Annotated in this window: 23 protein-coding genes and 4 pseudogenes; 14 read left to right on the top strand and 13 right to left on the bottom strand. The window is 66.8% G+C overall.

Features of this window, described 5'->3' with window-relative positions; translation table 11 throughout:
- The first annotated feature begins 89 nt into the window (after nt 1-89).
- Nucleotides 90-554 (top strand): MarR family winged helix-turn-helix transcriptional regulator, encoded by a 465-nt coding sequence (locus tag P3H15_RS35445; protein ID WP_276141528.1) that lies wholly within the window; start codon nt 90-92, stop codon nt 552-554.
- A 49-nt stretch (nt 555-603) separates the two neighbouring features.
- A pseudogene (locus P3H15_RS35440) lies at nt 604-888 on the top strand (hypothetical protein); the annotation flags it as partial.
- 121 nt (nt 889-1,009) lie between these two features.
- Here P3H15_RS35440 and P3H15_RS35435 read toward each other — a convergent pair.
- Both P3H15_RS35435 and P3H15_RS35430 read right to left on the bottom strand, forming a co-directional pair.
- Complete coding sequence (locus P3H15_RS35435; RefSeq protein WP_276141555.1) at nt 1,010-2,383, bottom strand: wax ester/triacylglycerol synthase family O-acyltransferase; 1,374 nt, start codon at nt 2,381-2,383, stop codon at nt 1,010-1,012.
- A 196-nt stretch (nt 2,384-2,579) separates the two neighbouring features.
- Nucleotides 2,580-2,819, bottom strand: coding sequence for a three-helix bundle dimerization domain-containing protein (locus tag P3H15_RS35430; protein ID WP_276141527.1), 240 nt, complete (start codon nt 2,817-2,819; stop codon nt 2,580-2,582).
- Nucleotides 2,820-3,492: 673 nt separating this feature from the next.
- On the opposite strand from P3H15_RS35430, the gene P3H15_RS35425 reads away from it, so the two are divergent.
- Entirely contained in the window at nt 3,493-4,833 is a 1,341-nt protein-coding gene (locus P3H15_RS35425; protein ID WP_276141526.1) for an alpha/beta fold hydrolase, read from the top strand.
- A 22-nt stretch (nt 4,834-4,855) separates the two neighbouring features.
- Here P3H15_RS35425 and P3H15_RS35420 read toward each other — a convergent pair whose 3' ends face one another.
- Both P3H15_RS35420 and P3H15_RS35415 read right to left on the bottom strand, forming a co-directional pair.
- A complete protein-coding gene (locus P3H15_RS35420; protein ID WP_276141525.1) occupies nt 4,856-5,308 on the bottom strand; it encodes a histidine phosphatase family protein in 453 nt (150 codons plus the stop codon).
- Between the two features lie 114 nt (nt 5,309-5,422).
- Nucleotides 5,423-5,746, bottom strand: coding sequence for an ANTAR domain-containing protein (locus P3H15_RS35415; protein WP_276141524.1), 324 nt, complete (start codon nt 5,744-5,746; stop codon nt 5,423-5,425).
- A gap of 179 nt (nt 5,747-5,925) precedes the next feature.
- On the opposite strand from P3H15_RS35415, the gene P3H15_RS35410 reads away from it, so the two are divergent.
- Both P3H15_RS35410 and P3H15_RS35405 read left to right on the top strand, forming a co-directional pair.
- On the top strand, nt 5,926-6,438 hold the full coding sequence (locus P3H15_RS35410) for a DUF6328 family protein (RefSeq protein WP_276141523.1): 513 nt from the start codon (nt 5,926-5,928) through the stop codon (nt 6,436-6,438).
- A gap of 141 nt (nt 6,439-6,579) precedes the next feature.
- Entirely contained in the window at nt 6,580-6,849 is a 270-nt protein-coding gene (locus P3H15_RS35405) for a CPBP family glutamic-type intramembrane protease (protein ID WP_276141554.1), read from the top strand.
- Here P3H15_RS35405 and P3H15_RS35400 read toward each other — a convergent pair.
- Entirely contained in the window at nt 6,782-7,222 is a 441-nt protein-coding gene (locus P3H15_RS35400; protein WP_276141522.1) for a nuclear transport factor 2 family protein, read from the bottom strand. The two genes, P3H15_RS35405 and P3H15_RS35400, sit on opposite strands and share 68 nt — an antisense overlap.
- A gap of 105 nt (nt 7,223-7,327) precedes the next feature.
- Here P3H15_RS35400 and P3H15_RS35395 point away from each other — a divergent pair, with 105 nt between their 5' ends.
- A complete protein-coding gene (locus P3H15_RS35395; protein WP_276141521.1) occupies nt 7,328-8,293 on the top strand; it encodes an NAD(P)-dependent alcohol dehydrogenase in 966 nt (321 codons plus the stop codon).
- A 200-nt stretch (nt 8,294-8,493) separates the two neighbouring features.
- Here the strand turns inward: P3H15_RS35395 and P3H15_RS35390 are convergent, their stop codons facing one another.
- Together P3H15_RS35390 and P3H15_RS35385 are read right to left on the bottom strand one after the other, a co-directional pair.
- Nucleotides 8,494-9,156 (bottom strand): 2-phosphosulfolactate phosphatase, encoded by a 663-nt coding sequence (locus tag P3H15_RS35390; protein ID WP_276141520.1) that lies wholly within the window; start codon nt 9,154-9,156, stop codon nt 8,494-8,496.
- Complete coding sequence (locus P3H15_RS35385; protein WP_276141519.1) at nt 9,153-10,091, bottom strand: LysR family transcriptional regulator; 939 nt, start codon at nt 10,089-10,091, stop codon at nt 9,153-9,155. Before P3H15_RS35385 ends, P3H15_RS35390 begins: the two co-directional genes overlap by 4 nt.
- Before the next feature lie 11 nt (nt 10,092-10,102).
- Between P3H15_RS35385 and P3H15_RS35380 the strand changes: the two genes are divergently transcribed.
- Nucleotides 10,103-11,383, top strand: coding sequence for an MFS transporter (locus P3H15_RS35380; protein WP_346348814.1), 1,281 nt, complete (start codon nt 10,103-10,105; stop codon nt 11,381-11,383).
- Between the two features lie 418 nt (nt 11,384-11,801).
- Nucleotides 11,802-12,425: a maleylpyruvate isomerase family mycothiol-dependent enzyme gene (locus P3H15_RS35375; RefSeq protein ID WP_276141517.1), complete on the top strand. Its 624-nt coding sequence runs from the start codon at nt 11,802-11,804 to the stop codon at nt 12,423-12,425.
- A gap of 43 nt (nt 12,426-12,468) precedes the next feature.
- On the opposite strand, the gene P3H15_RS35370 is transcribed toward P3H15_RS35375, so the two are convergent.
- On the bottom strand, nt 12,469-13,824 hold the full coding sequence (locus P3H15_RS35370) for an MCE family protein (protein WP_276141516.1): 1,356 nt from the start codon (nt 13,822-13,824) through the stop codon (nt 12,469-12,471).
- A gap of 309 nt (nt 13,825-14,133) precedes the next feature.
- Between P3H15_RS35370 and P3H15_RS35365 the strand changes: the two genes are divergently transcribed.
- Nucleotides 14,134-16,347: a serine/threonine-protein kinase gene (locus P3H15_RS35365; RefSeq protein WP_276141515.1), complete on the top strand. Its 2,214-nt coding sequence runs from the start codon at nt 14,134-14,136 to the stop codon at nt 16,345-16,347.
- 84 nt (nt 16,348-16,431) lie between these two features.
- Entirely contained in the window at nt 16,432-16,638 is a 207-nt protein-coding gene (locus tag P3H15_RS35360; protein ID WP_072938005.1) for a hypothetical protein, read from the top strand.
- Between the two features lie 336 nt (nt 16,639-16,974).
- Here the strand turns inward: P3H15_RS35360 and P3H15_RS55550 are convergent.
- Together P3H15_RS55550 and P3H15_RS35350 are read right to left on the bottom strand one after the other, a co-directional pair.
- Nucleotides 16,975-17,223: pseudogene (locus P3H15_RS55550) on the bottom strand (class I SAM-dependent methyltransferase); the annotation flags it as partial.
- A gap of 267 nt (nt 17,224-17,490) precedes the next feature.
- Nucleotides 17,491-17,892: pseudogene (locus P3H15_RS35350) on the bottom strand (cupin domain-containing protein); the annotation flags it as partial.
- A gap of 311 nt (nt 17,893-18,203) precedes the next feature.
- On the opposite strand from P3H15_RS35350, the gene P3H15_RS35345 reads away from it, so the two are divergent.
- Nucleotides 18,204-19,100 (top strand): alpha/beta fold hydrolase, encoded by an 897-nt coding sequence (locus P3H15_RS35345; RefSeq protein WP_276141514.1) that lies wholly within the window; start codon nt 18,204-18,206, stop codon nt 19,098-19,100.
- Between the two features lie 194 nt (nt 19,101-19,294).
- Here the strand turns inward: P3H15_RS35345 and P3H15_RS35340 are convergent, their stop codons facing one another.
- On the bottom strand, nt 19,295-20,638 hold the full coding sequence (locus P3H15_RS35340) for an NAD-dependent succinate-semialdehyde dehydrogenase (RefSeq protein ID WP_276141513.1): 1,344 nt from the start codon (nt 20,636-20,638) through the stop codon (nt 19,295-19,297).
- Nucleotides 20,639-20,799: 161 nt separating this feature from the next.
- Complete coding sequence (locus P3H15_RS35335; protein WP_276141512.1) at nt 20,800-21,048, bottom strand: hypothetical protein; 249 nt, start codon at nt 21,046-21,048, stop codon at nt 20,800-20,802.
- Nucleotides 21,049-21,448: 400 nt separating this feature from the next.
- Between P3H15_RS35335 and P3H15_RS35330 the strand changes: the two genes are divergently transcribed.
- From P3H15_RS35330 to P3H15_RS35320, 3 genes are all read left to right on the top strand, one after another.
- On the top strand, nt 21,449-23,389 hold the full coding sequence (locus P3H15_RS35330) for a potassium transporter Kup (protein WP_276141511.1): 1,941 nt from the start codon (nt 21,449-21,451) through the stop codon (nt 23,387-23,389).
- Nucleotides 23,390-23,542: 153 nt separating this feature from the next.
- The gene (dapA, locus tag P3H15_RS35325) at nt 23,543-24,448 is read left to right on the top strand and encodes a 4-hydroxy-tetrahydrodipicolinate synthase (protein ID WP_276141510.1); all 906 of its coding nucleotides are present in this window, start codon (nt 23,543-23,545) and stop codon (nt 24,446-24,448) included.
- Nucleotides 24,449-24,757: 309 nt separating this feature from the next.
- A complete protein-coding gene (locus P3H15_RS35320) occupies nt 24,758-25,036 on the top strand; it encodes a hypothetical protein (RefSeq protein ID WP_276141509.1) in 279 nt (92 codons plus the stop codon).
- Nucleotides 25,037-25,294: 258 nt separating this feature from the next.
- Here the strand turns inward: P3H15_RS35320 and P3H15_RS35315 are convergent.
- Nucleotides 25,295-25,935 (bottom strand): annotated as a pseudogene (locus P3H15_RS35315) (RNA degradosome polyphosphate kinase); the annotation flags it as partial.

Genomic DNA, 25,935 nt, shown 5'->3' with positions numbered 1-25,935 from the left:
CCGCCGGTCGATCCGACCAGCGGAGCACGTTCGGAATTAGTGGGGATTATCCATCATCTCAAATCCCCATTACTGCTACGGTGGGGTTCATGTCGTCATCCACGACGCCCCCGGAGCGCCTGCTGCGAAACCCCACGTTCGTGGTGGCGCAGCTGCATCGGGTGGGACGCGAGGACCTCGAGGGTGTGCTGGCGGCCGAGGGACTGAATCTGCGTACGCACTGGATTCTCTGCTGTCTCGAGGAGCCCGGTGAGCTGTCCCAGAAGCAGGTCGCCGAAGTACTGGGCGTCGATCGCAGCGACATGGTGCGACTGCTCGACGACCTCGAGAAGCGCGGGTTCGTGGCCCGCACCAAGAACGCCGAGGACAGGCGCAAGCACGTGCTGTCGTTGACGTCGGCAGGCCGGCAGGTCCGGGAGCGCAGCGACGAGTTGGTGGAGAAGGCATCCGATCAGCTCTACGGCAACCTGTCGGCGAAGGAACGCCGAAGCTTGCAACGCCTCGTCCTGAAGGCGCTGGGCCTGCCGAAGAAATACGCCGCCCCACCCACGTAGCCGGCACAGCCCCGGTTTCCACGGTGTTCGTTGCACCGTTTCTCTACCGGCCCGGTTGCTTGTGCGGAAGATCGCCCCGGGAACCTACCGGCGCGGGGGTTCCGTACACCTCCGTATCTGGGTGGCCGAGCGGCTGATCGAGGCGAGTGGGGCGGCGAACCTGTCCGGCGCCACCTGGATGGTGTATTTCGCGCGCGCACTCGGCGCGAAGATCGGGCGGCGGGTGGACCTGCACACCCTGCCGCCCGTCACCGGAATGATCAAACTCGGCGAGGGCTGCTCGATCGAACCCGAGACGGATCTGTCCGGGTACTGGATCGACGGCGACGTCATTCGTGATGCGCGGGGATCGAGTGCCCGACTCGACCCGCTGGCAGGGCAACCCCATCGCACCGGAGTCCGAACACCGCCGATGACCCTGTGTGGGGGACCATTCGCGTGATGCGCCGTCGGCGTCACGGGGAGGCCGCACCGACCGCGGTGTCGAGGTCGGTCAGTGCGGCGTCGAGGTGGCCGATGATCCGATGCAGGTGGGGGACCGCGGTGCGGTCGCCGACCACCGCGACGTGCAACTGCCCGGATCGACTGGTCAGTGTGATGCTCAGCGCCTGGCCACGCGCGAGGGTCGGGATCGGGTAGACGGCGTCGAGATGGGCACCGTTCCAATACCGCGGTCGGGTCGGTCCCGGGGTGTAGGAGATCATCACGTTGAACGGTGGCGGGATGTCGTCGAGGACCCGGCGGACCGGGTCGAGCATGATCGGACTCAATGTCAGGGCACTGATCAGTTGAAATTGGGTGCGGCTCAGGGCGGCGACAACTCCACTGGTGTGCGCTACGGAGTCGGCGATCCGGTTCAGGCGGGCGAGTGGGTCGCCTTCGTCGGTGGCCAGGGACACCACCATTGCCCCGATCCCACGGTCGCCGCCCGGCCTGATGGTGGGGCCCTCGCCGAGGTCGAGCGGGACGGGGAGCATCGCGGTCAAAGGTGCGTCGGGAAGGGCGTATTGGTCGAGGAGATACGTGCGCAGCGCTCCCGCGCACATCGTCAACACCACTACGTCCAACGGTGCGCCGGTGCGGGCGGCGAGCCGGCGCAGCCGTTTCAGCGGCCAGGATCGGGCGGCGACTTTACGGGCGCGGCCGGTTGGGGCGTTGAAGATCGTCGGCGGGGACTGCAGGGGCAGCGTGAGGGTTTCCTCGGTCAGGCCGTGGTAGCCGGCGCGGACCAGAGTAGGGACGGCGGCGGCCATCTCCCGCGTGATGACCAGGCCGGACCACAGTACTCCGCGTGGGTCCAGTGACTGATGTGGAGCAGGGGCCGCGACGGACGGCCTCCAAGGCGCTGGGCAGTCCCGGCTGTCCGGATCGACCGAGAGCGTACGGTGCAGCAGCCGCATCCCGGAGGCGCCGTCGGTCAAGGACAGGTGAAATTTCGTGTACACGGCGGTGCGCCCGTCGGTCAGGCCCTCGATGACGTGCATCTCCCACATGGGGTGCTGCGGATCGAGCGGGATCGAGTGCATCTGCGAGACCAGCCGCAGCAGCTCGGCCATGGTGCCGTCGCCGGGAACGGCGCTGTGCCGCACGTGGTAGCCGAGATCGACGACTCTTTCCGACCGCCACCACGGATACCCGCGCAGGGGGCGGATGGGCCATTTGCGGAACAGCTCGGAGGCCTCGGTGTTCGCGTGCAGGCGTTCGACCATGTCGGCGGCGTGGGCACCGGATGCGGTGTCTTTCGGGGGATCGAACAGGGTCAGTGTGGCCACGTGCATCGGGTGCGACGGGGATTCGAACAGCAAGAACATCGCCTCGGTCGGGCTCATCGGCGCCAGCCCGCCGATCCCAGCTCGCACGTCCCACCTCCCGGCCTTGTGTGGTCCCAGCAGAGCACACCGCGTCTACGAGGATCGTGGTTTCCGTCGAGACCACAGACACCGGACGGCACTGATTCCACGCAGGCACGCAGGTTCGCGGAATGTGGGATGCGCGCGGGTTTTCGCCGTCGGGGCAGTGTGACGACTAGGACGACTCGTGCATTCTCGGGTACGCGCTGGACGGCGCGATTGTCAGGGATGTGTCGAGTGCCTTCACCGCGGCGCGTTCGACGAGCAGGGGTACGAAGTCCCGGATCCGGCAGCTGTCGAATCGATGATGGGCGGTCTCGACCGCATTCTCGACCCGGCCGGGGTCGAGGTATTGATATCGCTGGATCAGGTGTGCGCGCACCACGTCGATGTGCTGCCGCTCGGTGACGTCCATACCAGAAATTGTCGTCCCGTCGGCCGCTGTGAGGAAGGGGTTTCCCCAGGTTCACCTGCTGAGCACAGACGTTGCCGGCCGTGTCCGGGACGAGGGCGGGTTGACGCCGGTCGGCGGGCTCGACAACGAAGTGTCGGTGGCGTGTCGGTTGTTGGCCCGTCTGACCGCCCGGTACCCCGACGGCCCCGGACCCGCCCGAGGATGATCGCCGCCCCGGATCGGGTGTGACGCTGCGAAGGTGGCGGCGGACATTCTCACGCGATGAAATCGGCGGTGTCACCGTTGCGTTCGTCAGTGTTGTCGTTGACGGCGCTGGGTCGTGTCGAGGAGCTCGTGGATGATGCCCGCGGGCACACCGGATTCGATGGGGGAGCGGTGGCCGGCATTTCGGTGAACAGGACCGAGGGGCTGTGGCCGACAGTGATGGTCGAGTCACCGCGGTCGTGGCAATCGTGTTCGCGGTCGGACGCATGTCGCGGGTGCTGCAGCCGGCAGGCCCCGGAACCGAGATACGGGATCAGGCGGATTAGTCGGTGCCTCGTCGGTGTTGAAACTAGGACGGAACGGCAATCATCGTTCCCGAGGAGCAACGCACCGATGCACTCCTCACGAGGGAGTGCATCCTCAGCGATCCGACCTGGACCGGTGGGTATCGGAGCGGTAAGGAGTGGTCATGACCATGGCACGCTCACCCGTGAGCTGTGATCCGGAAATCTGTCTCGCCGAGCATCTGCCACGCGATGTCACCCGCAGCGCGCTCGGCCACCGGCGGGTCACGATGAACCTCGACATCACCGACCACGGCAAATGGACCGTCCGCATCGACGAAGGCACCGTCACGTACCGACGCGGCGGGGTTGCGCACCCGACAAGCACCGTCCGCACCGACGCGGCCACTCTCGGCGACCTGCTCGCCGGCCGCATCAGCGTGGCCGACGCGTTCCTGTCCGGAGCACTCGAGATCCGCGGCAGCATGACAACGGTCCTCGCGATCGGCGGTACCTTCGCGCCCGACGTCGAATTGCCGACACGGGCACGTGCCCGAGAGACCAGCGCATACGGGGTGCGCACGGGATACCTCGAAGCGGGTGACCCGGACAAACGGCCGGTGGTGCTGCTGCACGGTCTCGGCGCCAACAACTCCTCCATGCTGCCGGTGCTGGCAGACCTGGCATCGGACCATCGGGTGATCTGCCCCGATCTTCCTGGGTTCGGATCCTCGGCTGCCCCGGCCTGGCGTTACACCCCCGAACAGTTGCATCGCTGGTTACGGGCCTTCCTCGATGCGGTCGACGCCCGCGGCGCCGCGCTGATCGGACATTCTCTCGGCGGCCGCGTCGCTCTCGAACTCGCGCTGCGCGACCCGGATGCCGTTACCGGGTTGGTGCTGGTGTGCCCGGCGATGGCTTTCCGTCGCCGGCGCCGACTGACCTCACTGGCCCGGTTGCTTCCGCTGGATGTGGCGCAACTTCCGCTCGCCGTGCCGCCGCGGCTCCTCCACGCGGGGGCCCGTGCCGGGCTGCGGGCCCTGCTGGCGGATCCGGGCGTGGTGCCGCGGCACTGGTACGAGGCCGCAGCTGACGAATGGGAGCTGTCGTTGCGGCATGCCTCCCGCCGCCGGGCGCTGTGGTCGGCGCTGCTCGGCCTGTATCTCGACGAGCCCTTCGGGGAGACAGGCCTCTGGGACCGGATCGCCGGCCTCGAGGTGCCCGCGCTGTTCCTGTGGGGCGACCGCGACACACTCGTTCCGGCCCGATTCGCCCGGCACGTCACGAGCGCCGTTCCCACCGCCCGGTCGGTGACGCTGCACGCCTGCGGGCACGTACCCCAGTTCGAGCGGCCCGAGATCACGCTCCGTCTGATCCGCGAGCAGCTCGCCACCACAGCCCAGCGGGGTCCGGTCAGGCAGCGACAACCGATGAGCGCACGACGCGGCGCGAGACGATCCTCCCATTCCGCCGGAGCCCGTGGTCGACGTGAGTCGACCCGCTCGAACACTGGGCGCATCGCCTGAGTTCCGAAACCACGACCTGGCTCTACTGCGGTGGCACGGGGTCGATATAGCGCAGTGGGGCGTGTGCATTCAGCAGCCAGGCTCCGCCCTTCGCAGTCTGCCCGATGGGGTACATGCGTGTTCCGTCATCGCGCGTGCACGCGGCCAGCCCGGTGAGGACTTCGCCGTGGGTACACCAGAGGGTGCCGGCGAGTTCGCTGGTGTCCAGCGCGGCACACAGTGCGTCGGGAGCCGCATCCGGGGCGAGCAGCGCATGTTCGTGGATGGGCAGGCGGTGGGCAGCGGCCAAGGGGGCGAGGGTGTCGAGGCAGCGGGTCGTCGGGCTGCAGTACAGAATGCGCAGCTCGACTCCGGCGAGGGTGTCGACGAGGCCGGTGGCCTGGTCACGTCCCAGGGCGCTGAGGGGCCGGTCGGCGTCGGGCCCGCCCCAGTTCTGCTTTCCTATCGCATGGGCGTGCCGGAGCAGGACGAACATCCCAGGGCCTCCCTCGACGAGAGCGTGCGTGTGCGGGTCAGCATAGGCGTCGGGGTCGAACGGATCGTGCAGATTCGCGCAGCACGGAACGGGCGTGCGAGAGGGCGTCCGGCATCACCGAGAGGACCCTGGCCGATACGCGAGGCGTGACTCCCACTCGGCCAGTGATGCGGTGGCGTCAGCGTGCCGTTCGGGGGATCCCAGAGGGGGACAGGCGTCCATCGCGAGATCTACCAGAGCATGGGCGACGGTCAGCACACTGAGGTGATGACGGTGCGCGACGCTGAGCAATTCTTCGAAGGCATCGGTGTGGCTGCAACGGCGTAGTGCGATCACGATGCCTTCCGCCACCGACAGCGTTTGCCGTCCATCCATCGCATGATCGACGCCGACCCCATCACGTTCGGTGATCGAGTTGGATTCGGGCACAGTCGTCATGGGCATCATCTCCGCGATGTGCCTTCAGTCTACGACCGCGGATCGGGCCCGCGACTCAACTGTGCCCGCCGGCGCATGCCGGCGTTTCCGCCCCAGGTGGGGCCGTATACCTGCGTATGTCGGAATCGACATGCCTATCTGCGGGTTCCATCGGCCCGGAAATCGGGTACCAACTGGACATGGACAGCACCGAGGGCCGACGCGACGCCGCATGGAACCGCCGGGTCCGCGACGAAACCGAGATCCAGCGACTCGACCGCAATTGGAGCAACCTGCTGCAGGAACTGCGCGTCGTGCAGACGGGTGTCCAACTCTTGACCGGCTTCTTGCTGACCCTGCCGTTCCAACAGCGGTTCGAGGAACTGTCGGATGCGCAGGAGGTGATCTACCTCGTGACCGTCGCACTCTCGGTCACCGCGACGATGATGTTGGTCGCGCCGGTCGGCGTTCACCGACTGCTGTTCCGTCAGCATGCCTTGCCCACCCTCGTGGCGACCGGACAACGACTTGCGATCGGCGGCATCGCCGTCCTGGGTGTCGCCCTCGTCGGCGTGGTTCTGCTGATCTTCAGCTTCGTGGTCGACATGGCCGCCGGGATCATCGCTGCCGCGGTGGCGCTGTTGATGTTCTTCGGATTCTGGATTCTGCCGGCGCTGTCGCACCGTCGCTCCATCGACGACGCCGAGCGGTGAGGTGCAGACCGAACTCATGGCCCGGTGACGTACCGGCGGTTTCGGAAGGCATGTCTCGCAGGCGAGTACGCGCTGCTGTTCTTCGGTCTCAGGCTACTGTTCGCATTTCCTCGCGAGGACCCGCTGATCTGGGCGCTCGTGATGGTGTTGTACCCCTTGCTCAGTGTGTATCCCCAGGAGCTGATTTTCCGAGGGTTCGTGTTCCGCAGGTATGCAACGGTTTTCGGCGAGGGTGCTCGGATGGCCGCTGCGAGCGCCGTGGCATTCGGCTTGGTACACATTGCGTTCGGCAGATGGATGTCAGTCGCGATGACGATCGGTTGCCCCGCTCGCGGGTGGACGGTCAACGTGGTGGCCAACCCACGGCGTCGAACACAGCGATCGGGTCGAGGTAGTCCCGCCAGTGCGTGATCTCGCCGTCACGGAGTGTGAGCACGGAGATGTACCGGTTGGAGTATCGCTGTCCCGTTCCCACCACGTGGCCCTCGGACGCGTACTCGAGCACCACGATTCCTGTGGTCGGGTCGTGGTGGACGGCCAGGTCGAAGCAGCGGTCGAGAACGATGGTGGTGCCGTAGGGGCGGTAAAGCTCGGCGACCGCGGAACGGCCCTCGACATGCCGGGGGTACCCGGGAACGGTGATCACGTAGTCGACGGTGATGTCTTCTGCGAGGAGGTCGAAGAAGTGACCGGGCTCGACCAGTCCGTCCACACCTTGCTCGATGATCCGAAAGAACGGTTCGAGCGCGGCGAAGTCCGCAAGGTCGGCAATGGGCGCCTTCACAATGTCACCCTACTTCCACATCCCGTCCGTTCGGCGTCGGATTGAGCGATGATGGGATCAATCGCGGCGACGATCTCGGAGAGTACGCGGGAGGAGGAGCTACCGGTGAAGGCAGTCACGTACTCCGAGTTCGGGCCGCCGGAAGTCCTCAGCGTCCGTGAGGTTGCGCGACCCACGCCGAAGCCGGACGAGGTGCTGGTGCGAGTGCACGCGACGACGGTGACGAGGGCCGAGACCCTCATGCGCAGGGGGTCGCCCCGCTGGGGACGTCTCGTCCTCGGCGTCACTCGGCCGCGGAAGAATCGGCGGATTCCCGGGCTCGAGTTTGCCGGAGAGATCGAAGCGGCGGGCGCGGACGTGCGCCGATTCTCCGCCGGCGACCAGGTTTTCGGATTCGCCGGATTCCATCTGGGTGCGTGCGCCGAATACGTCTGCCTGCCCGAGTCCGCGTCGCTCGAACGGAAGCCCGCCGGTATCGGCTTCGAGGAGGCGGCCGCCGCAGTCGACGGACCCTCGACGGCGCTGTACTTCCTTCGCGACAAGGCACACGTCCGCAGCGGCAGGCACGTTTTGGTCAACGGCGCCTCCGGGAGCATCGGTACCGCCGCGGTGCAACTTGCCAAACACCTCGGCGCCGAGGTCACCGCGGTGTGCAGCTCCCGTAACGCCGATCTGGTCACCGACCTGGGCGCCGACCACGTCGTCGACTACCACACGGAAGACTTCACCGCCCACCACGAGACCTACGACGTCATATTCGACACCGTCACCGCGACCTCCTTCGCGCGATGCCGACGGGCGCTCACCCCGCGCGGCTGTTACGTCCCCACGACCGGCCTGATCAATTGGCCGCTCGGTGCGTGGACTGCGCTGCGCGGCGGGCGCACCGTTCGTCCGGGAATGTCCGTTGAGAAGCGGGGAGCACTTGCCTATGTGAAGGAACTGATCGAATCCGACGGATTCCGCATAGTCGTCGACCGCAACTTCCCGCTGGATCGGATCGTCGACGCGCACCGATACGTCGACCTGGGCCACAAGGTCGGCAACGTGACGGTCACCGTCAACGGTTGACGTGTCCGGTCAGGACGAGTGTCTCGTCGTACCCCAGTGGTCGACCTCGGCCGTCGGCCTCCAGATCGAGGCGGCACCGCTTCGTCACTCTCTTCGCGGAACGCGGAATGTTGCCCATTCCCGCCTGATCATCACCGGTACGACCGCTGTTTACCGAGACGGATTCGATCCCCGCCGAGACGAGGCAGTCGCTCCGGCGGTCAACCGACTGCGCGTCCTCGGAAGACCCGGCTCTCGAGGACGGGGACGGCGGTGCTCCGGTCGACTTCGGCGGCGATGGCCATCAGGGCTTCCGGCGACACCTCGGCGTCCCAGCCGGTCGCGGTCAGTGCGCACATCACGGCGCCGGCACCCCACAGGTCTTCGATCGCCGGCCGGAGTTCGCCGCCCGGCCACTTCTCACCGGCGGCGATCACCGACACCACCGACCTCGGCGTGTAGTGCCGGGCGATCCAGCCGGCGACCGCGGTCGCGTTCCGTAGCGAGGCTCCGACGCACACCCCGGATCCGGCGCCGAGTTCGAAGCAGATGCTCGATCCGTTCGGTGAGGGGAGGACCAGGCGACGCGGCGCGGTGGTGCGTCGAATCGTGTTCGGCGACAAACTGATCTGACCGTGCGCCACGCGGCTGCGCCTGACGGCGAGAACCGCGTCCGACTCACTGGCGTAGCGTTCGGCGGACTCGTCGTTCCATCGGTACGGCAGCACGTCGATGCCGGCATCGACCGCCACGGTCAGGGTGGTGGTGAACGAGAGGACGTCCACCACGATCGCGACGTCGGCGGCGGCCCCGACGGCTTTCGCCCCCGGCAGACCCCAGTCGAACCGCAGTCCGTACTCCAGTTGGAGATGTTCGCGATTCACGGCGACTCCCTCGGATTCGGTTGCTCGTCGTGACCGTTCCCCGTCGAAGTGAGCGCGACGAGGGCGGTGAGCACCGTGGTGACCGCGGCTCGCGGGGCGCCGGGCTGCAGCGCGGCGCCGATGTCTCGGGTCGCCCGGGGATCGTCGAGGCGTATCTGCGCGCAGCCCGGTGGGGGAGTCTCGGCGGCAGGCATGATGCCGACGCCCAAGCCGGAGGCCACCAGGCCGGACACGGTCCGCAGGTCCTCGCCTTCGAACGCGATCGTGGGGAGGGCGCCGGCTCGCGCGAACAAGTCGTCGACGGATCCGCGGAGGCCGTAGCCCGGCTTGAGCGTGATGATCGGTTCGGATGCGAGGTCGCGGATCGTCGTCGATGTCGAGGCGGCCTGTGGGTGCTCGGCGGGCACCAGGACGACGAGTGGCTGTTCGAACAGCGGCGTGACCGTCAGTCCGTCCGGCGGAGGGTTGAGACGAGAGACGAGGGCGATATCGGCTTCCCCGTTGACGAGGGTGTTCAGGCACGTGCGCCGCGCGCCCTGGCTGAGGACGAACCGGATCGCCGGATCCTCCGCGCGGACGATCCGAATCAACTCGGGCACGAGGTGCTCGCCGAGCGAAGTCTGAAAGGCGATGCGCACGGTTGCTCGCGTCCTTCGGTCCTGGGACCGGACGGCGTCGAGGCCGTCCACCACCGCCTCGAGTGCGCGTTGCGCGTACGGCACCAGTGTCCGGCCTGCATCCGTCAACCGGACGCCACGCCCGTCCGGTTCCAGGAGCGGTGTGCCCAGTTGCTTCTCCAGTCGGCGGACTATCCGGCTGACCGTGGGCTGGGGCATTCCGAGCATCGCGGCGGCAACGGTCACGTGTTCGACCTCGCCGAGGGCGACGAGGACGGGAAGGTGCGGCAGCAGCGCCTTGACCGCCTCACTATTCATGACTCAACTGTATGAGTTGTGTGCCCAGAGTGCATTGGATTCATCGGTTGTGTCGTCCTACCGTCGACTGCATGTCCGCCACGCATTTCACCGAGAACGACACCGACGAGCCGGTCGCCTCTCGAGTTGTACCGACGGAGTCGAGTCGGGACCGGCGACTCTCGGCGGCCCTGTGGTGTGCTGGCCTGGCGACCTTCGCGTTGCTGTATGCGCCGCAAGGGCTTCTGACGCACATCGGGCACGACGCGGCCGTCAGTGCCGCGCAGGCGTCGCTCCTGGTCTCTGCGGCCACCCTCGGGCTGGCGTTGTCGGTGCTGCCGTGGGCCCGATTCTCGGATCGAGTGGGACGCCCCACCGCGATGCGGTATGCGGCGGCAATCGCCGGGCTGCTCGCCGTGGCCGTTCCCTGGCTACCCACGTTCGAGGCCCTGGTGGCGGGACGATTCGTCCAGGGCGTGGCACTCGGAGGACTACCCGCACTGGCGATGACGCTGCTGCACGAGGTCGCGGCCCCGGCGCGGACGGCAGTGTTGGCGGGTTCCTACGTTGCCGCAACATCTTTGGGTGGGCTGGGTGGCCGGCTTCTGGTCGTCCCGGTGGCGGATCACCTCGGGTGGCGTCCCGCGCTCGCGCTTCTCGGAGTGGGCCTGGCCATTCTGATGGCCGTCCTGATCGTGCTGTTACCAGCCGGGCAGATGCAGCGCTCCACCGTCCCGTCCAGTGGCAGTCTCGCCGTTCACCTGCGGGATGTCCGGCTGCTGGCACTGTTCGGCATCGGTGCGCTGCTCGTCGGCGGCATGGTGGCGGTCTTCAACTACCTTCCGTTCCGCCTCGAGGCGGCCCCCTACCATCTGGCGCCGACGGTGGTGTCGCTCATCTTTCTCGCATATCTGGCAGGTACTGCGGGCTCCCGCGCCGCGGGCTGGCTTGTCGGCAGGCTCGGCCACCGAACCGTGCTCGTGCTCGCCTGCACGTTCATGGCAGGTGGGACGGTGCTCAGTCTCGACGGGTCGCTGATTCTGATCCTCCTCGGTCTGGCCGCGGTGACCGCCGGACTGTTCGTCGGCCACGCCGTCGCGTCCGGCATGGTCGGCGCGCACGCGACGACGGGCCGTGCACAGGCGACGGCACTGTACAACGTCTCCTACTACGCCGGCTCCAGCCTGTTCGGCTGGGTCGGAGGTATCGCGTGGGCGAGCGGACACTGGGCCGGCGTGGCGGTGCTGGTCCTCGTCCTGACGATGCTGGCCCTCGTACTCGCCGTTCTCCCGAAGACGAACTCGCCGCGGTGAATCTCTCCGGTGGGCCGGGGCTACTGTCCGCGGGCAGACCTGTTGTAATGGGGGACAAGAGACAAGGGGGAGGGCGCTTGATGACTGACGTATTGCTACTCGGTGCCGTGCTGTCCGGCGGCATCGGTTTCTTGGGTTTGGCAGTCGCACTGTTCGGGGGAGCGGAACCGAACCCTTTGTGCGCGCGTACGTTCGACGGCCGTACCGAAGTCTGTGACGATTTCCGGTCCTGACCGGACACGTGAACGTCGGTCGGCCAACCGATTTCTCGTACGTCGATCGGCAGGTGGATAGCGCGTCTGTTCGGAGAATTCGACTATGGGCGGTCCCGTCGCGATCTTTGCGACTGGACCGATGATTTTCTCCGGATCCGGGAGTCCTACTCGTCAGACGATGTGGCCGACCGAAGGAGAAAAACGTGGACGATGTCTGGTCGATGGTGCACGCGGAGCGTGCCGCGCTGATCGACGACCTCGAGAACCTCGACGACGAGCGGTGGGACGAGCCGTCGCTCTGCGGGGAGTGGACCGTCCACGACGTGGTCGCTCACCTGGTCGACACCGCTCGGACGACGCGCCTCGGTTTCGTGATCGGGCTCGCACGGGCGCGGTTCGACTTCGACCGCCAGAACGCTCGCGGCGTGGAACGCGAACGCGGGGCCTCGCCGCAGGAGACGTTGGAGCGGCTTCGCCGGGTGGCGTCGCGCACGTCGACGCCCCCGGCGCCCCTCGACAGCCGGCTCGTCGAGGAGGTCGTCCACGGTGAGGACATCCGTCGACCGCTGGGCCTCACCCGCTCCTACCCGGCGGACGCCGTCGTCAGATCGCTCCGCCTGCAGACGCGCACCCCGGCGTCGTTCGGCGGCGCCAAGGAACTGGTTGCCCGTGTCCGGCTGACGGCCGCGGACGCCGACGTATCGATCGGCGACGGTCCGGAGGTGAGCGGCACCGCCCTGTCCCTCCTCCTGGCCGTCTCCGGCAGGAGGGTGGCGCTGGACGACCTCGACGGACCGGGAGTCGGCACACTGGCGATGGCGATCTGAGATCGTCCTGCAGGGATGCAGCGTCAGCGGCCCCGGTACGTCGTCATTCGAAGGTCACCTCGGTTCCCCTCATGGTCGGCGCGCCGACGAGTGTCGTCCAGCTCGGCACGTCGTCCGGTGCCATTCCCCCGGCCTCGCCGTAGACGACGTCCAGGGTGTCCTGTTCCATCTTCGAACCCGCGTAGCTCGCGGGCGTGACCTGGGCTCCGTACCCGGGGACCTGATCGGGGACGCCGGCGGGCGCCGGGACGAAGTCGATGGTCGACGGTCCCGGGTTCCGCGACGGCACCTGGTAGGAGCCGTCGTTGAACGACCCGCCCGGGTATTGCGGGAACTTCGCACCCGGCGCGGTGACGTTGTCGTAGCAAGCCGGTCCGCGGTTGTCGAGCAGGCGCGGCTCGTCCTGGTTGGGCACGTAGCGGCCCTTCGGGTTGACGAACTGCACAGTGCCTCGGCCGCCGGGATACGGATCGTCGAGCGCGAGCAACTCGAGGGCGATCGGCGCCGCCCTCACGAAGGCCGCCAGGGTGCAGCCGAAGCTCGGTGAGTAGCGGCCGAGGAGCTGCAGCGCTTCCCTCGAATCCGCGGCGATCGTCACAACGCTCCGGGCGTTCGCGTGCACGAGGTCCGTGGTGGACGCACTCGTTCCGGTGAGTGTCACGAGCAGGGTGGAGATCTCACCTTGCTTCTCCACCACGGTGTTTCCGGTGGTCCGCAGGCTGTCGAGGGCGTTGACCAGATCGGGCGCCGCCTCAGAATACGTCTGCGAGAAGTCCGCCAGACCGCGCAGATCCTCCTGGATGGCGGGAAGCTCGGTGTTCAGCCCGCCGAAGATCTCCTCGAGTCGGTCGAGCGTCAGGCCGAGTTCGGCGCCGCGGCCGCTGAGTCCCTGGGACAGCGCGCCGAGCGTGTTCGCCAGGTCCTGCGGCGGAATCGCCTGCAGGAGCGGCAGCAGGCCGTCCAGAACCTCGCCGACCTCGACGGCGTTGCCGCTCTTGTCCTGACGCAGCGTGTCACCGGCCTGGATCGGCGGAGCCGTGTCGCCCTCCGGAACGATCAGCGACACATAGCGTTCACCGAACAGTGTCTTGGGCAGCAGCCGCGCCGTCGCGTTGGACGGGATCAGCGGTGCCTTGTCCGGCTGGATCGCGAGAGCGAGCGTGACCTCGCCCTCCGCAGAGGTCGCCGAGCGCACCTCGCCGACGATGAGGCCGCGGACCTTCACGTCCGCGTCGGGTGCCAATGCGCTTCCGGCGCTGTCGGTGACGAGGTTGATCTCGACGACCGTGGTGAACGTCTTGTCGAACAGTGCGAAGGAGGCTGCCAGGAACAGTGCGAGGACGAGGAAGAACGCCAGCCCCAGTATCCGTCGGCCCACGACAGATGCCGTGTCGTTCATTCGACCACCCTCATGATCGCGGTCGGTGGTAGCCGCCGAGACCGCGTCGGCATGCGCCAACCTCCCGGTCCATCCTGCCTCGCGCCGCGTGGGGTTGGTGCCGCATCGGCGCAGGTGCCGACAAATTGTCGGCCAGGCTCCGCCACGACTGTGCGGTCACTGCCGCTTTGCCGCCCGTGCGCTCGCCTCGGAGCGATACCCTTGAGCGGGGAGAGTCGGCGGAAGGACACAATGTGGGGCAACAACGACCCGTCGCCGCACCGCGCGTAGCCGCCGTGTGATCGCCCGGGGCTGCACTCCGAGTTACCGATGTACGAGCCGACCGACCTGGTCGAATCCGCAGAACGAACCCGCACAGCGCTTGCCACCGTCGTGGCACGGTTCTCGGACGCGTGGGGGTCCGGGTCCCCGCCTGACCTGTCCGGATTTCTCCCCCGCGAACCGGCAGAACGACGTTCGACACTGATCGAACTGATCAAGATCGACCTCGAATACCGCTGGCTTCGCTACGACTTCCCCAAACGACTGACCGAGTACCGAGCGGAGTTCCCGGAACTGCAGGACGGACCGTTTCCCGCCGAGTTGGTCTACGAGGAATTTCACGCCCGTCGCCGCAGTACGCCCGAAGCCGATGCGGAGACGATGGCCGTCGAGGCTGCCACCATGGCCGGCGGCCGCGGGGCCGAGGAGTTCACGGATGACTACTGCAGCACGATGATCGCTCGACCGCGGGCACAGGTTGTTCTCGGCAACATCGACGTCGGCGACCGTGTCGACGACTTCGACCTGCTGATGAGGATCGGGTCCGGCGCCTTCGCCCAGGTGTATCTTGCGCGGCAACAATCGATGCAGCGGCTCGTCGCGGTCAAGATTTCCCACAACCACGGCATCGAGCCGCAGACCCTCGCGCAGTTGGATCACGACTACATCGTGCGCATCTACGACCAGCGACTGATCGCCGACGGCGAGCTGAAGTTACTCTACATGCAGTATCTACCGGGGGGAACACTGCTCGACGTGGTGCATCTACTGCGCTCGACACCCGCGGAACACCGGAGTGGTCAACTGCTGCTCGATGCCGTCGACGGCGTCCTTGCCGCCAAGGGTGAGGTGCGGCCCACCGAATCCGCTGTTCGAACACGGATCGCCTCCTTGACGTGGCCGGAGACCGTCGCCTGGCTGGGCTGCCGCCTCGCGGACGCGCTTCAGCACGCGTCCGAGCGAGGGGTGCTGCATCGGGACATCAAACCGGCGAACGTGTTGCTGAGTGCCGAGGGGATTCCGAAGCTGGCCGACTTCAACGTCAGCTCCAGCCAACGCATCAAGGGCACCAGCCCGCTGGCGTACTTCGGCGGCTCACTGGCCTACATGTCGCCCGAACAGCTCGAAGCCTGCCACCCGGGCTCACCCACCACCGCCGCCGACCTCGACACCCGAAGCGACCTGTTCGCGCTCGCCGTCATGCTGTGGGAGTTGCTCACCGGACGCCGACCGTTCGCGGACGAAACGACAGCCGGTGAGTCGGAGACGTCGCTGGCTCGCATGCTCGAACTGCGGCGCAGGCCCGTGGACGCGCAGTTTCTGTCGGAACTTCCGCCTGATTGCCCCATGGCCCTGCGCCGGGTACTCCTGAAATGCCTGTCGCCCGACCGCGACGACCGCTACCCGAGCGGTTCGGAATTGGCCCAGCAGTTCGACTTGTGCCTCGAGAAGAGGTCCCGGGACCTGGTCTATCCGCCCCCGAACAGTTGGCGCGCACGACTGTCGCGATGGCCCACCCCCATCTTGTGGTCGTCTTCGCTGGTCGGGATCGGCCTGGCGACGATCTACCTGGCGGTGCATCTGCAGGAACTGCTCAACGAGCGGCTGTCCGATGCCACGTACTCGAAGCTCTACACGAGCACCGTCGTCTTCAACCTCATCGCCTGGCCGCTGGCCGTCCTCATCTATGCCTACATGTCCCGCGATCTGCTCGCGGTTCCCCGCGGCCTGCGTAGGGGCAGACGGTACGGCGAGGCCGTTCTCGCACGGGTGCGGTCGCGAACTCTGTTCTGGGGCGATCTGTGTGCGCTGAACACCTTCGTGTTCGCCGTCTGCGCCTCCGTGGCGGGGGTGATGTTTCTTCGCTGGTTCACCGAGCTTCCGTCGCGGCTGCTGGTTCATGCGGCGACGACTGTCCTGGTGGCAGGCACCATCTCCGTTGCCTACACATTCTTTCTGTCGACGTTCTATGTCGTCCGCTGCGTCTATCCCATCTATCTGCGACACGGCCTCACGACGGCGCACGACGCCGACGTTCTCGACGGGCTGCGTCGGAGAACGACGGTCTATCTGGCGGTGACGGCGTCTGTGCCGCTCGTCGGTGTATTGGCCGGATTCAGCACCCTCGAACCCGCGGAGCTGCCTCTGGTGCGCGATTCGGTCCTGGGGTTGTGCGCGGCCTCCGGGCTCGCGTTCGTCGCCGTGTACTGGTTGTACAGGAAGCTTGATGCAGATGTGCGTGCACTCGAGCGGGTGGTCTGACGCAACCGAGAATCTCTGATGCGGGCCACTTTCGACGGGTGCGGTCCGGTCCGCATGCGCGCAGACTGGACCAAGGAGGTCATCATGCGTCTGTTAAAGGGCCTGCTCGATGTGGTGCTGGGAATCGTCACGGCCGTAGTCGGCACGGTGCTGGGGATCGTCGCGGCCGTCGTGTGGCTCGTCGGCGGGATACTGTGCGTGACGATCCTCCTGATTCCCCTTGGCCTGCCCGTCATGCGGCTCGCCCGCCGCCTGTTCACCCTCGCCGGAAAGCTGATGCATCTTCCCTGACAGCGTCTCTCTGGCCGGCGCGGGCTGGTGGTTGCCGCCGCGCAGGGCGAAGAAGATGAACGGCGCTTCACCGCTGAGCTGCTCGAAGAGTTCGGGGGAGCGATCGCGCACAGCGGTATCGGGGCGCGGCTCCGAGACGCGTTCGACGGTGAATCCTGCCGCGATGAAGGCGTCGAACATTGCGTGCAACGGCCGGTGCCAGAACCTCATGAGGAAGGTTTCGCCGGACTTTACCCATTCCTCGGTGAACTCGAACGTGTCGAGGTAGTCGCCCTGCCCGGACGGCCTGAAGTCCACGAACGGGTGATGCGTCGAGATGACGACGCGTCCGCCCGGCGCGAGAACCCGTCGAAACTCGGACAACGGTCCCGACCAGTCGTGGAGGTAGTGCATCACCAGCGACGCCACGACGACGTCGAAGGTCGATGACCGGATGGGCAACTGCTGCTCGAGATCTGCCCGGATCAACGGGACGTCGGGTCCCAGGCGGCTTCGGGCGATCGCGAGCAGGTTCGTGCTGACATCGACGCCGGTGACCGCAGCGCCCGCGGAGACGAGCGCCTGCGACAGCACACCGCTGCCGCAGCCCGCATCCAGCACCCTCCGTCCAGCGACGTTGCCGACCAGCGCCAGCGTCGTGGGTCGCTCGTACAACGCGTTGTACACGTTGTCCTCGATGTCGGCGTCGTACGCCGACGCGTACTTGTCGTAGTCGTTGAATGTCGCCACGATCCGATCATGTCGCATCGGAGCCGTCGCCGGATCCAGGCGCGGCGTAGCCGAACTCGTCACTGGCGGCATGACTGCCGCGTTGGTCGTGTCGGTCGAATTGTTCAGGAGCGGCGGGTGCGCGGTGCGCGGTGCGCGGTACTGCTCGTCGGTGACTTCCTCGAGCCAGGTCGTCTCCGGCGCGCCGGATCCGTCGCCCTCCCAGATCGCGAGGTGTTCCATGAACCGGTCTTCGGCGGCGCCGTGCCAGTGCTCCTCACCGGCAGGGCAGGTCACGGTCTCGCCCGGGTGGGCCGCGAAGACGACACCGTCGCGGGTGCCGACCAGCGCGACACCGGAGACGACGTGCAGGGTTTGCCCGAGGACATGGTGATGCCAGAACGTGCGGGCGCCGGGGGAGAAGCGGACCAAGTTGGTCCGCGCCCGCGAGGGTTCCCTGCCTGCGTAGATGACGTCGTACCAGACGTCGCCGGTGAATTGTCGGGCCGGTCCCTTGCCCGTGGCGACGGGGACGCTGAACTCCATGAGGTACTCCTCGGGTGTGGATATCGACGCCGAGCTCGCGGGAGGCCTCGGCGTGCGCGGTGATCTGACCGGATGCGCCCGGCAGGTTCTCGTCTCAACCAGTAAAGGTGGGCGAGCGCGCTCGCGGGAGTGCCTGCTTTTCCAGGTAACCGCAGTACCCCCCTCGGCCCTGAGGCCCTGCGGCTCGCCCGCCGTGGCCACCGCAATACAGCTATGGCGGCAGGCAACGCTCGCACCGGGTGAATTAGTGTTCACCGCGTGGTGCACCATGGAGGAGAATGCTCGACTCGACGATGTTGGTGAGGAACCCCATGGATCCCGTAGTCCCACAATCCGAATTCGCCGGTGATGGCGTCACGCTTGTCGCCGACCGGTGGGACCCGCCGACCCCGGGTGACGGATCAGGCGCCGACAGAAAGGGCTTGGTCCTGTTGCTGCACGGCGGCGGGCAGACCCGGCATTCCTGGCGAAACACCGGTCGCAGCCTCGCGGCGGACGGCTGGTCCGCCATTGCGCTGGATGCGCGTGGGCATGGAGACAGCCAGTGGGCGCCGGACGGGGACTACGGCATCGATGCGTTGGTCGCCGACTTGACCTCGGTCATCAATGAGCTGGGGGAGAAGCCAGTTCTCGTCGGTGCCTCGATGGGCGGTATGACGTCGTTGATCGGGCAGGGTGAGAATCCCGATCTCGCTCGCGGCCTGGTCTTGGTCGATATCGCACCGAAGGTCGAAACGAGCGGTACCGCGGAGATCATGGCCTTCATGCGCAGTGGCCTCGAGGGTTTCGCGAGCCTCGACGACGCGGCAGCGGCGATCGCGGCGTATACCCCGAACCGTGTCCGCAAGCCCAACCCGCAGGGTCTGCGTAAGAACCTTCGGCTGCGTGATGGCCGCTGGTACTGGCATTGGGATCCGGAGTTCCTGCGCGTCGGCGACGAACCCACTCGCCAGTCCGACTCGATCGTGCGATACGAACGCGCCCGGGACGCCGCGGCCGCGATCACCGTTCCCACGATGCTCGTTCGTGGCAAGCAATCGAATGTGGTCAGTGAGGAGGGCGCGAAAGAGCTGCTCGAGCTGATCCCGACCGCGAAACTGATCGACGTCACCGGTGCGGGTCACATGGTCGCCGGCGACGACAACGATGTCTTCAGTGGCGGGCTGAAGGAATTTCTCGACGAAGACGTTGTCGCGGCCCGTCGCTGAAGACGGGCCTCGATCCCGCCGTTCCGTGGGATGCTGCAACAATCCGCATCGGCTTCGCGGTCGCACCGCAGGGCACGGCGCGCAGCGATGCCGCAGACTGAGCACTCGTCCGGATGTCGGGCGGGTTCCCGCACACCGCGAGAACCCGCCGATACCCACACCGACCTGAGGTGTCGAAAGTCGGGAATCGTGGTTCAGCTGACGCGGATGAGTTTCTTGTTCACGAATTCGTCGATCCCGTATTTGCCGAGTTCACGACCGAAACCGGAGCGTTTGACGCCGCCGAACGGCAGCTCGACTCCCTCGGCGCCAACGGCATTGACGAACACCATGCCCGCGTCCAGCGAGTCGGCGACGCGGGACGCCTGATCGGGGTCGGTGGTGAAGACATACGAGCCGAGACCGAACGGGGTGTCGTTGGCCAGTTCGACGGCCTCGGCCTCGGAGCCCGCCTTGTACACGGTTGCAACCGGCCCGAAGAGTTCCTCCCGGTAGGTTCGTGAATCCGGTGACACGTTCGTCAGCACGGCGGGTGGGAAGAAGGCTCCCTGCCGTTCACCCTCGGACACAATGGTGGCTCCCTCGGCGATCGCCTGCTGCACCTGCTCGGCCAGTCGGTCGGCGGCGGCCACCGACGACAGTGGCGCGAGCCCGTCGGCAGTGGCGAGAACCTCTGAAGTGAATCTGCCGACGAAGTCGTCGTACAGGTCCTCGGCGATGATGAATCGCTTCGCTGCGTTGCAGGCCTGCCCGGTGTTTTCGAAGCGACCTTCCACCGCTGCCTTCACGGTGGCGTCGAGGTCATCGGAACTGAGCACGATGAACGGATCGGAACCGCCGAGTTCCAGCACCACCTTCTTGAGGTTGCGTCCCGCGATCTCGGCGACCGCCGCACCCGCACGCTCGGACCCGGTCAGCGACACGCCCTGGACCCGCGGGTCGGCGATCGCGTCGGCGATCTGCTCGTTGGTGGCGTAGACGTTGACGTAGGCGCCCTCCGGGTATCCGGCGTCGCTGAAGATCTGGTGCAGCGCCGCCGCCGATTCCGGACACTGCGGTGCGTGTTTGAGCACGATCGTGTTGCCCAGTGCCAGATTCGGACCCGCGAACCGGGCCACCTGGTAGTAGGGGTAGTTCCACGGCATGATGCCGATCAGCACACCGATCGAGCGTCGACGGATCAGCGCGGTACCCGAGCCCTCGACCAGGTCGATGGGCTCGTCGGCGAGGAACTTCTCGGCGTTGTCGGCGTAGTACTGGTAGATCGCGGCGCTGAAGTCCACCTCCCCCAGCGACTGATCGAGTGGCTTGCCCATCTCCCGCTGGATGATCTTGGCCAGTTCGTCGCGGCGTTCGGTGTGTAACTCGGCGACTCTCGTGAGCAGTCCGGCGCGCTCGAGAATCGTCGAGCGCCGCGACCACTCACGGTGCGCCTTCTGCGCAGCGGACAGCGCCGCCTGCATCTCCTCGTCGGTGGCGGTCGGGTATTCGCGCACCGTCTTCCCGGTGGCCGGGTCCACTACTGCGTACAGGCTCATGTCGCGTCTCCTCGGAAGGGTCGGATACCTCAGTATTGCGCGTGATGAGGTGCTGCGGTTGGTAGTCACGGCCAGTACTCGATCACGGGTCTCGGCGGTGCCCGGTCGAAAGCCTGAACTTCCCGACGAGATCCGGCCGCCTGCCCTCGACATCACCGGGACTATCCGGTTGCGAGCTCGTGCATGCGGCCGTGGGCGACGGAGACGGCAGCGGCCGAGCCGACCAGATCGCTGCCGTCGCGACTGACCACTGCCACCACGTCTCCAGGCCTGACATCCTGTGCCAGAACCACTCCGGAACAGCCCGGTGCCCCGATCATGCTGCCGCACCGCATGATCGAGAACTCTTCCGCCGGTCCGACAGGGTGGCGATTCGCGACGGCCGCCGCGACCAGCTCACCGGTCGTCACGGCTACGACCGAGCCGACAGCACTGTCCAGACGACAACCGGGCCGCCGGGCGTGCGCTCCACGTGGTGCACCCGGCACACATTCACCGCAGCTCGCGCAGTGACCGATCGTCCGGAATCCACCGAAAGACGTGGCCGCGGAAAGCGGTTCCGGATGCACGCGTCCTCGACGGCATCGGCGACGGCGTCGCCGAGATCGGATGAGCCGCCGTCGCCGACAGTCGGCACGCAGTCGCAGCGTATGCCGACTGCCCGGTGAGAACCACCAACGCTGCCCTGACATCGGGACGGCGGGGCTGTGCACACGCCGTGAACCGTTTGTCGGGCCCGCGACGCTGTTACAGCCACAAACGGGCCGGGACGGAGGACCATGGGGTGCGGACCGAACCAAGGAGCCCGCCGTGCCCACAGAGTCCGAAGCTCCGCCGCCGATTCGCGCAGTCGGCGGCCGCGACACCGTTCGAGCGGCCGTTGTCGTCGGCGCACTCGGCGTCGTCTTCGGAGACATCGGCACCAGCCCGATCTACACCATCCAGACGGTGTTCAACCCGGACGACCCGCATCCCGTGCCGATCAGCACGAACAACGTCTACGGCGTCGTGTCGCTGATCTTCTGGTCGGTAATGATCGTCGTCACGCTGACCTACGTCACGCTGGTGATGCGCGCCGACAACGACGGCGAGGGCGGAGTCATGGCGCTGATCACGCTGCTGCTGCGCTGGGGTGGAACGCAGGGGCGCCGGGTTGCCGCTCTGCTGGCCGGCCTCGGGATCTTCGGTGCCGCTCTGTTCTTCGGCGACAGCATGATCACCCCCGCGATCTCGGTGCTGTCTGCGGTGGAAGGGGTCAAGGTCGTCGAGCCGACATTGGAAGAGTTGATCGTGCCGATCACTGCGGTCATCATCGTGCTGCTCTTCTCGGTCCAGCGCCGAGGCACGGCCACGGTCGGCCGGTATTTCGGGCCGGTGATGATCCTCTGGTTCGCCTCCATCGGCGCCTGCGGCGTGGGAGGGATCGCCCAGCACCCGGAAATCCTCAAAGCGTTGTCACCGACCTATGCGTTGGGCTTCATGATCGGCCACTTCGAGATCGCCTTCTTCGCGTTGGCCGCGGTGGTGCTGGCGGTCACCGGCGCGGAGGCGCTGTACGCGGACATGGGTCACTTCGGACGGCGGGCGATTACCCGCGGCTGGTTGCTGCTCGTGCTGCCGGCGTGCGTCCTGAGCTACTTCGGGCAGGGTGCGCTGGTTCTCGGTGACGAGACCGCGGTGCACAGCCCCTTTTTCCTGCTCCCTCCCGAATGGGCGCGGGTGCCGATGGTGCTGCTGGCTACCGCGGCCACGGTGATCGCCTCCCAAGCGGTGATCACCGGCGCCTACTCGGTCGCCGCGCAGGCCGCCCAGCTCGGCTATCTGCCGAGATTGCGCGTGGCGCACACCTCGGAGGCGACGATCGGCCAGATCTATGTGCCGTGGATCAACTGGGTGCTGATGGTGTCGGTGCTGACGCTGGTATTCGCCTTCCGCAGCTCGGCAGCGCTGGCGTACGCGTTCGGCATGGCGGTGACCGGGACCATCACGATCACCACGCTGCTGTTCTTCTACATCGCGCGCACCAGATGGCGCACTCCGCTGTGGCTGGTCGTGCCCGGTGCTGGGCTGTTGCTGCTGGTCGATGTGCTGTTCCTGGCGGCCAATCTGACCAAACTGGTGCACGGGGCGTGGCTTCCGCTGCTGATCGGCATCACGGCGTTCACCGTGATGACCACGTGGCAGCGTGGTCGGGTGATCGTCACCCGTGCGAGGGAGCACGCGGAGGGGCCGCTGCGCGAGTTCATCGACGAGTTGCACGACCACCGGCCGCCGTTGCAGCGGGTCCCCGGCACTGCGGTGTTCCTCAACCGTGGCAAACAGACTGCGCCACTGGCGATGCGAGCGAATGTCGAACACAATCACGTGCTGCACCAACACGTGGTGATCATGTCGATCGGCACGCTGCCGGTGCCCCGCGTACCAGAGACCGAGCGGACGGAGGTCGACACTCTCGGCTATGCCGAAGACGGGATCCTCCACATGACCGCGAACTTCGGGTACATGGAAACACCGAACGTCCCGGCCGCACTGCGCCTGCTCGACCCCACGCAAACCGAGGGGCCGATCGCGATCGAGGACGCGTCCTACTTCCTGTCGAAGATCGAACTGAAGAAGGGTTCGGCACCGACGATGGCGCCGTGGCGCAAGCATCTGTTCATCGCGACTTCGTACATCACGGCCGACGCCGCCGAGTACTTCGGTCTCCCGGGTGACCGGACCGTGACGGTAGGTTCCCGGATCGAGGTATGACGGCGCGGCAGTGTCGCGCGGGGCTTCGTCGTTTCGATCCGATCGTGCGTGCGGGGCAGCCGTCGTCGGCCGCGCGACCCTGGTGGGTTGCCAGTCGGTGAATAACCGGTTCCGTCAACGCTGTCGCCGGTTGATGGCGCATACACTGGGGCAATGACACTCCCGTCAGCGCCTGTCGCCCCGTTCGGGCGCGTACTCACCGCCATGGCTACAGCGTTCACCGTGGAGGGCGAGATCGATGAGGACGCGACTGCTCGGATCGCCCTTCACCTGGTCGACCACGGACACGACGGACTCGTCGTCTCTGGGACAACCGGTGAGGCCGCCACGACGACCACTGTCGAAGATGGTCGGATACTGCGAGCGGTCAAGGACGCGGTAGGTGACCGCGCCAAGATCGTTGCCGGGGTGGGCACCAACGACACCCGCCACACGCTGGAATTGGCGCGCCAGGCTGTCAAGCAGGGTGCCGACGGGCTGCTGCTGGTAACGCCGTACTACAACAAGCCGAGTCAAGGCGGGATACTGCAACACTTTCGCTACGTAGTGGATGCCGTCGATGCCCCTGTCATGCTCTACGACATCCCCAGCCGGGCCGGCACCAAACTGGCACCCTCGACATTCGAGGCGATGGCGGACTGGCCGTCCGTGGTCGCGGTGAAAGATGCAGCTGGAGATCCCACACAAGCGATCATGCTGCGCGAATTGGGCTACGCGGTGTACTCGGGAGACGACAGCCTCACCCTGGGTTTCCTCGCGTACGGGGCATGCGGGGTCGTCTCCGTTCTCGGTCACGTGGCGGGCGACGAGATCCGCGCCATGATCGAGGCCTTCTTCTCGGGGGACGTCGAAACCGCGCGGGAGATCAATGCCCGCCTGCAGCCGGCTCTGCGTGCGGTAATGGGTGTCCCCAATTACGGTGCGACGACGGTCAAAGGGGCGCTGCAGTTGCTCGCTGTCCTGCAGAACAGAACCGTGAGGTCCCCGCTACTTGCTCTCGACGACGGCGAGTATGAAGCGCTTCGGACGGGGCTGTTGGCTTCGGAGTTGCTGCGCTGAACGGGCCTGGGTGTGTACTCAGATCTGTCGACACGACCTTCCCGGCGCACGCGCTGCTTCTCCGCGGCACTGCCGCCGATGACGGCGTGGGTTGAGTCATGAGGTGGGAGACAGTCGAGGGGGCAAACACAAGGTCCGGCTCCCACGGCACCGATCGTGAATCAGCACCCCGCCCGTGGCAACCGGCCGGAAGAGTCAAGGTGAGGGTACGCGTGAGTTACAGCTGCGTGCGCACTTCGCAGACCGGGTCGCCCGGAGGCGTTTACGTGCATATGCTCTGACGAGGTTCGCTGAACGAAGAGGTGCACGATGGGCGACACAGCCGACGACGGGCCGGGGCCCGACCCCGAATTGACGGTCGGCACCCGGGTACTTGTCCGCAGAAAATCCGAGGCCGACGTCACCGGTCAGATCGTCGAGGACTATGCGGCCCTGACCGAGCCTGGCGGCACCGGGCACGAGTGGGCGCCGGCGCATCGGTGGGCGATCGCCCTCGACGACGGACGCCTGGTCTTCGCCGACACCGACGAGGTGACCGTCGATCCCAGCCCCCACCGGGATGGGACCCACCGGCGCCGAGAGCACTGAGGGGTAGTCGGCAGGCGGCGAAGGGCAGGGCGCGAGGTCGGATCGAAATCTGGAGCGTTCACCATGGTGAACACACGCTTCGGTAACGGAACCACGGCGACAGTTCGCCTACCTGTGGCACGTCGCGGAGCAACGACAGCGGCGGTCTTGTGTCAGCCGGGCGCCCGCGGCGGACCAGCGCATCTCCCTCAGTGCCGGTGAAAAGCTGCTGGCGATCGCGCGGCGGCGGGCGGACCGGCCACCGGTGCCGTCCCGTGATCAGGACCCGCTGCCGGCTCGAGTTCGCATGAGGGCTTCCTGATGTTCGCGGACGTCCTCGCCGTGCGCGGGGGACGCCACCCAGCTGCCGTCGGGGTGCAGCACCCAGCACCGGGTCTTCGGATCCAGCGCCGAATCGAAGAGGTCGCCCAATTGCGCGGTGAGCCGGGGATCTTTCACCTGAACCCCGGCCTCCACCCTACGGTCGAGGTTGCGGTGCATCATGTCTGCGCTGGCGATCCAGAACTCGCCCGCTCCACGGAAGTGCAGGATTCGCGAATGTTCGAGAAAGCGCCCGAGAATCGACCGGACGTCGATGTTCTCGCTCAGTCCTGGCACCCCCGGTTTCAATGTGCAGATTCCGCGGACGACGATCTGCACGGGCACACCGGCCTGCGATGCGCGATAGAGCGCGTCGATCACGTCCTCGTCGACCAAGGCGTTGGCCTTCAATCGGATACCCGCGTCCTCGCCGCGAAGTGCGCGCGCCACTTCGCCGTTGATCCGTTCGATGATGCCCCGCCGGATGCCGTAGGGCGCGACGAGGAGGTTGCGGTACTGCGCTTTCCGCGAATAGCCGGTGAGGGAGTTGAACAGGTCGGTGAGGTCGGCGCCGATCTCCGGTGCCGCGGTGAGCAGAC

This window comes from Rhodococcus sp. T2V (assembly GCF_029269925.1).
Taxonomy (GTDB): Bacteria; Actinomycetota; Actinomycetes; order Mycobacteriales; family Mycobacteriaceae; genus Rhodococcus_F; species Rhodococcus_F koreensis.
This window is presented reverse-complemented; position numbering and strand designations above follow the sequence as displayed.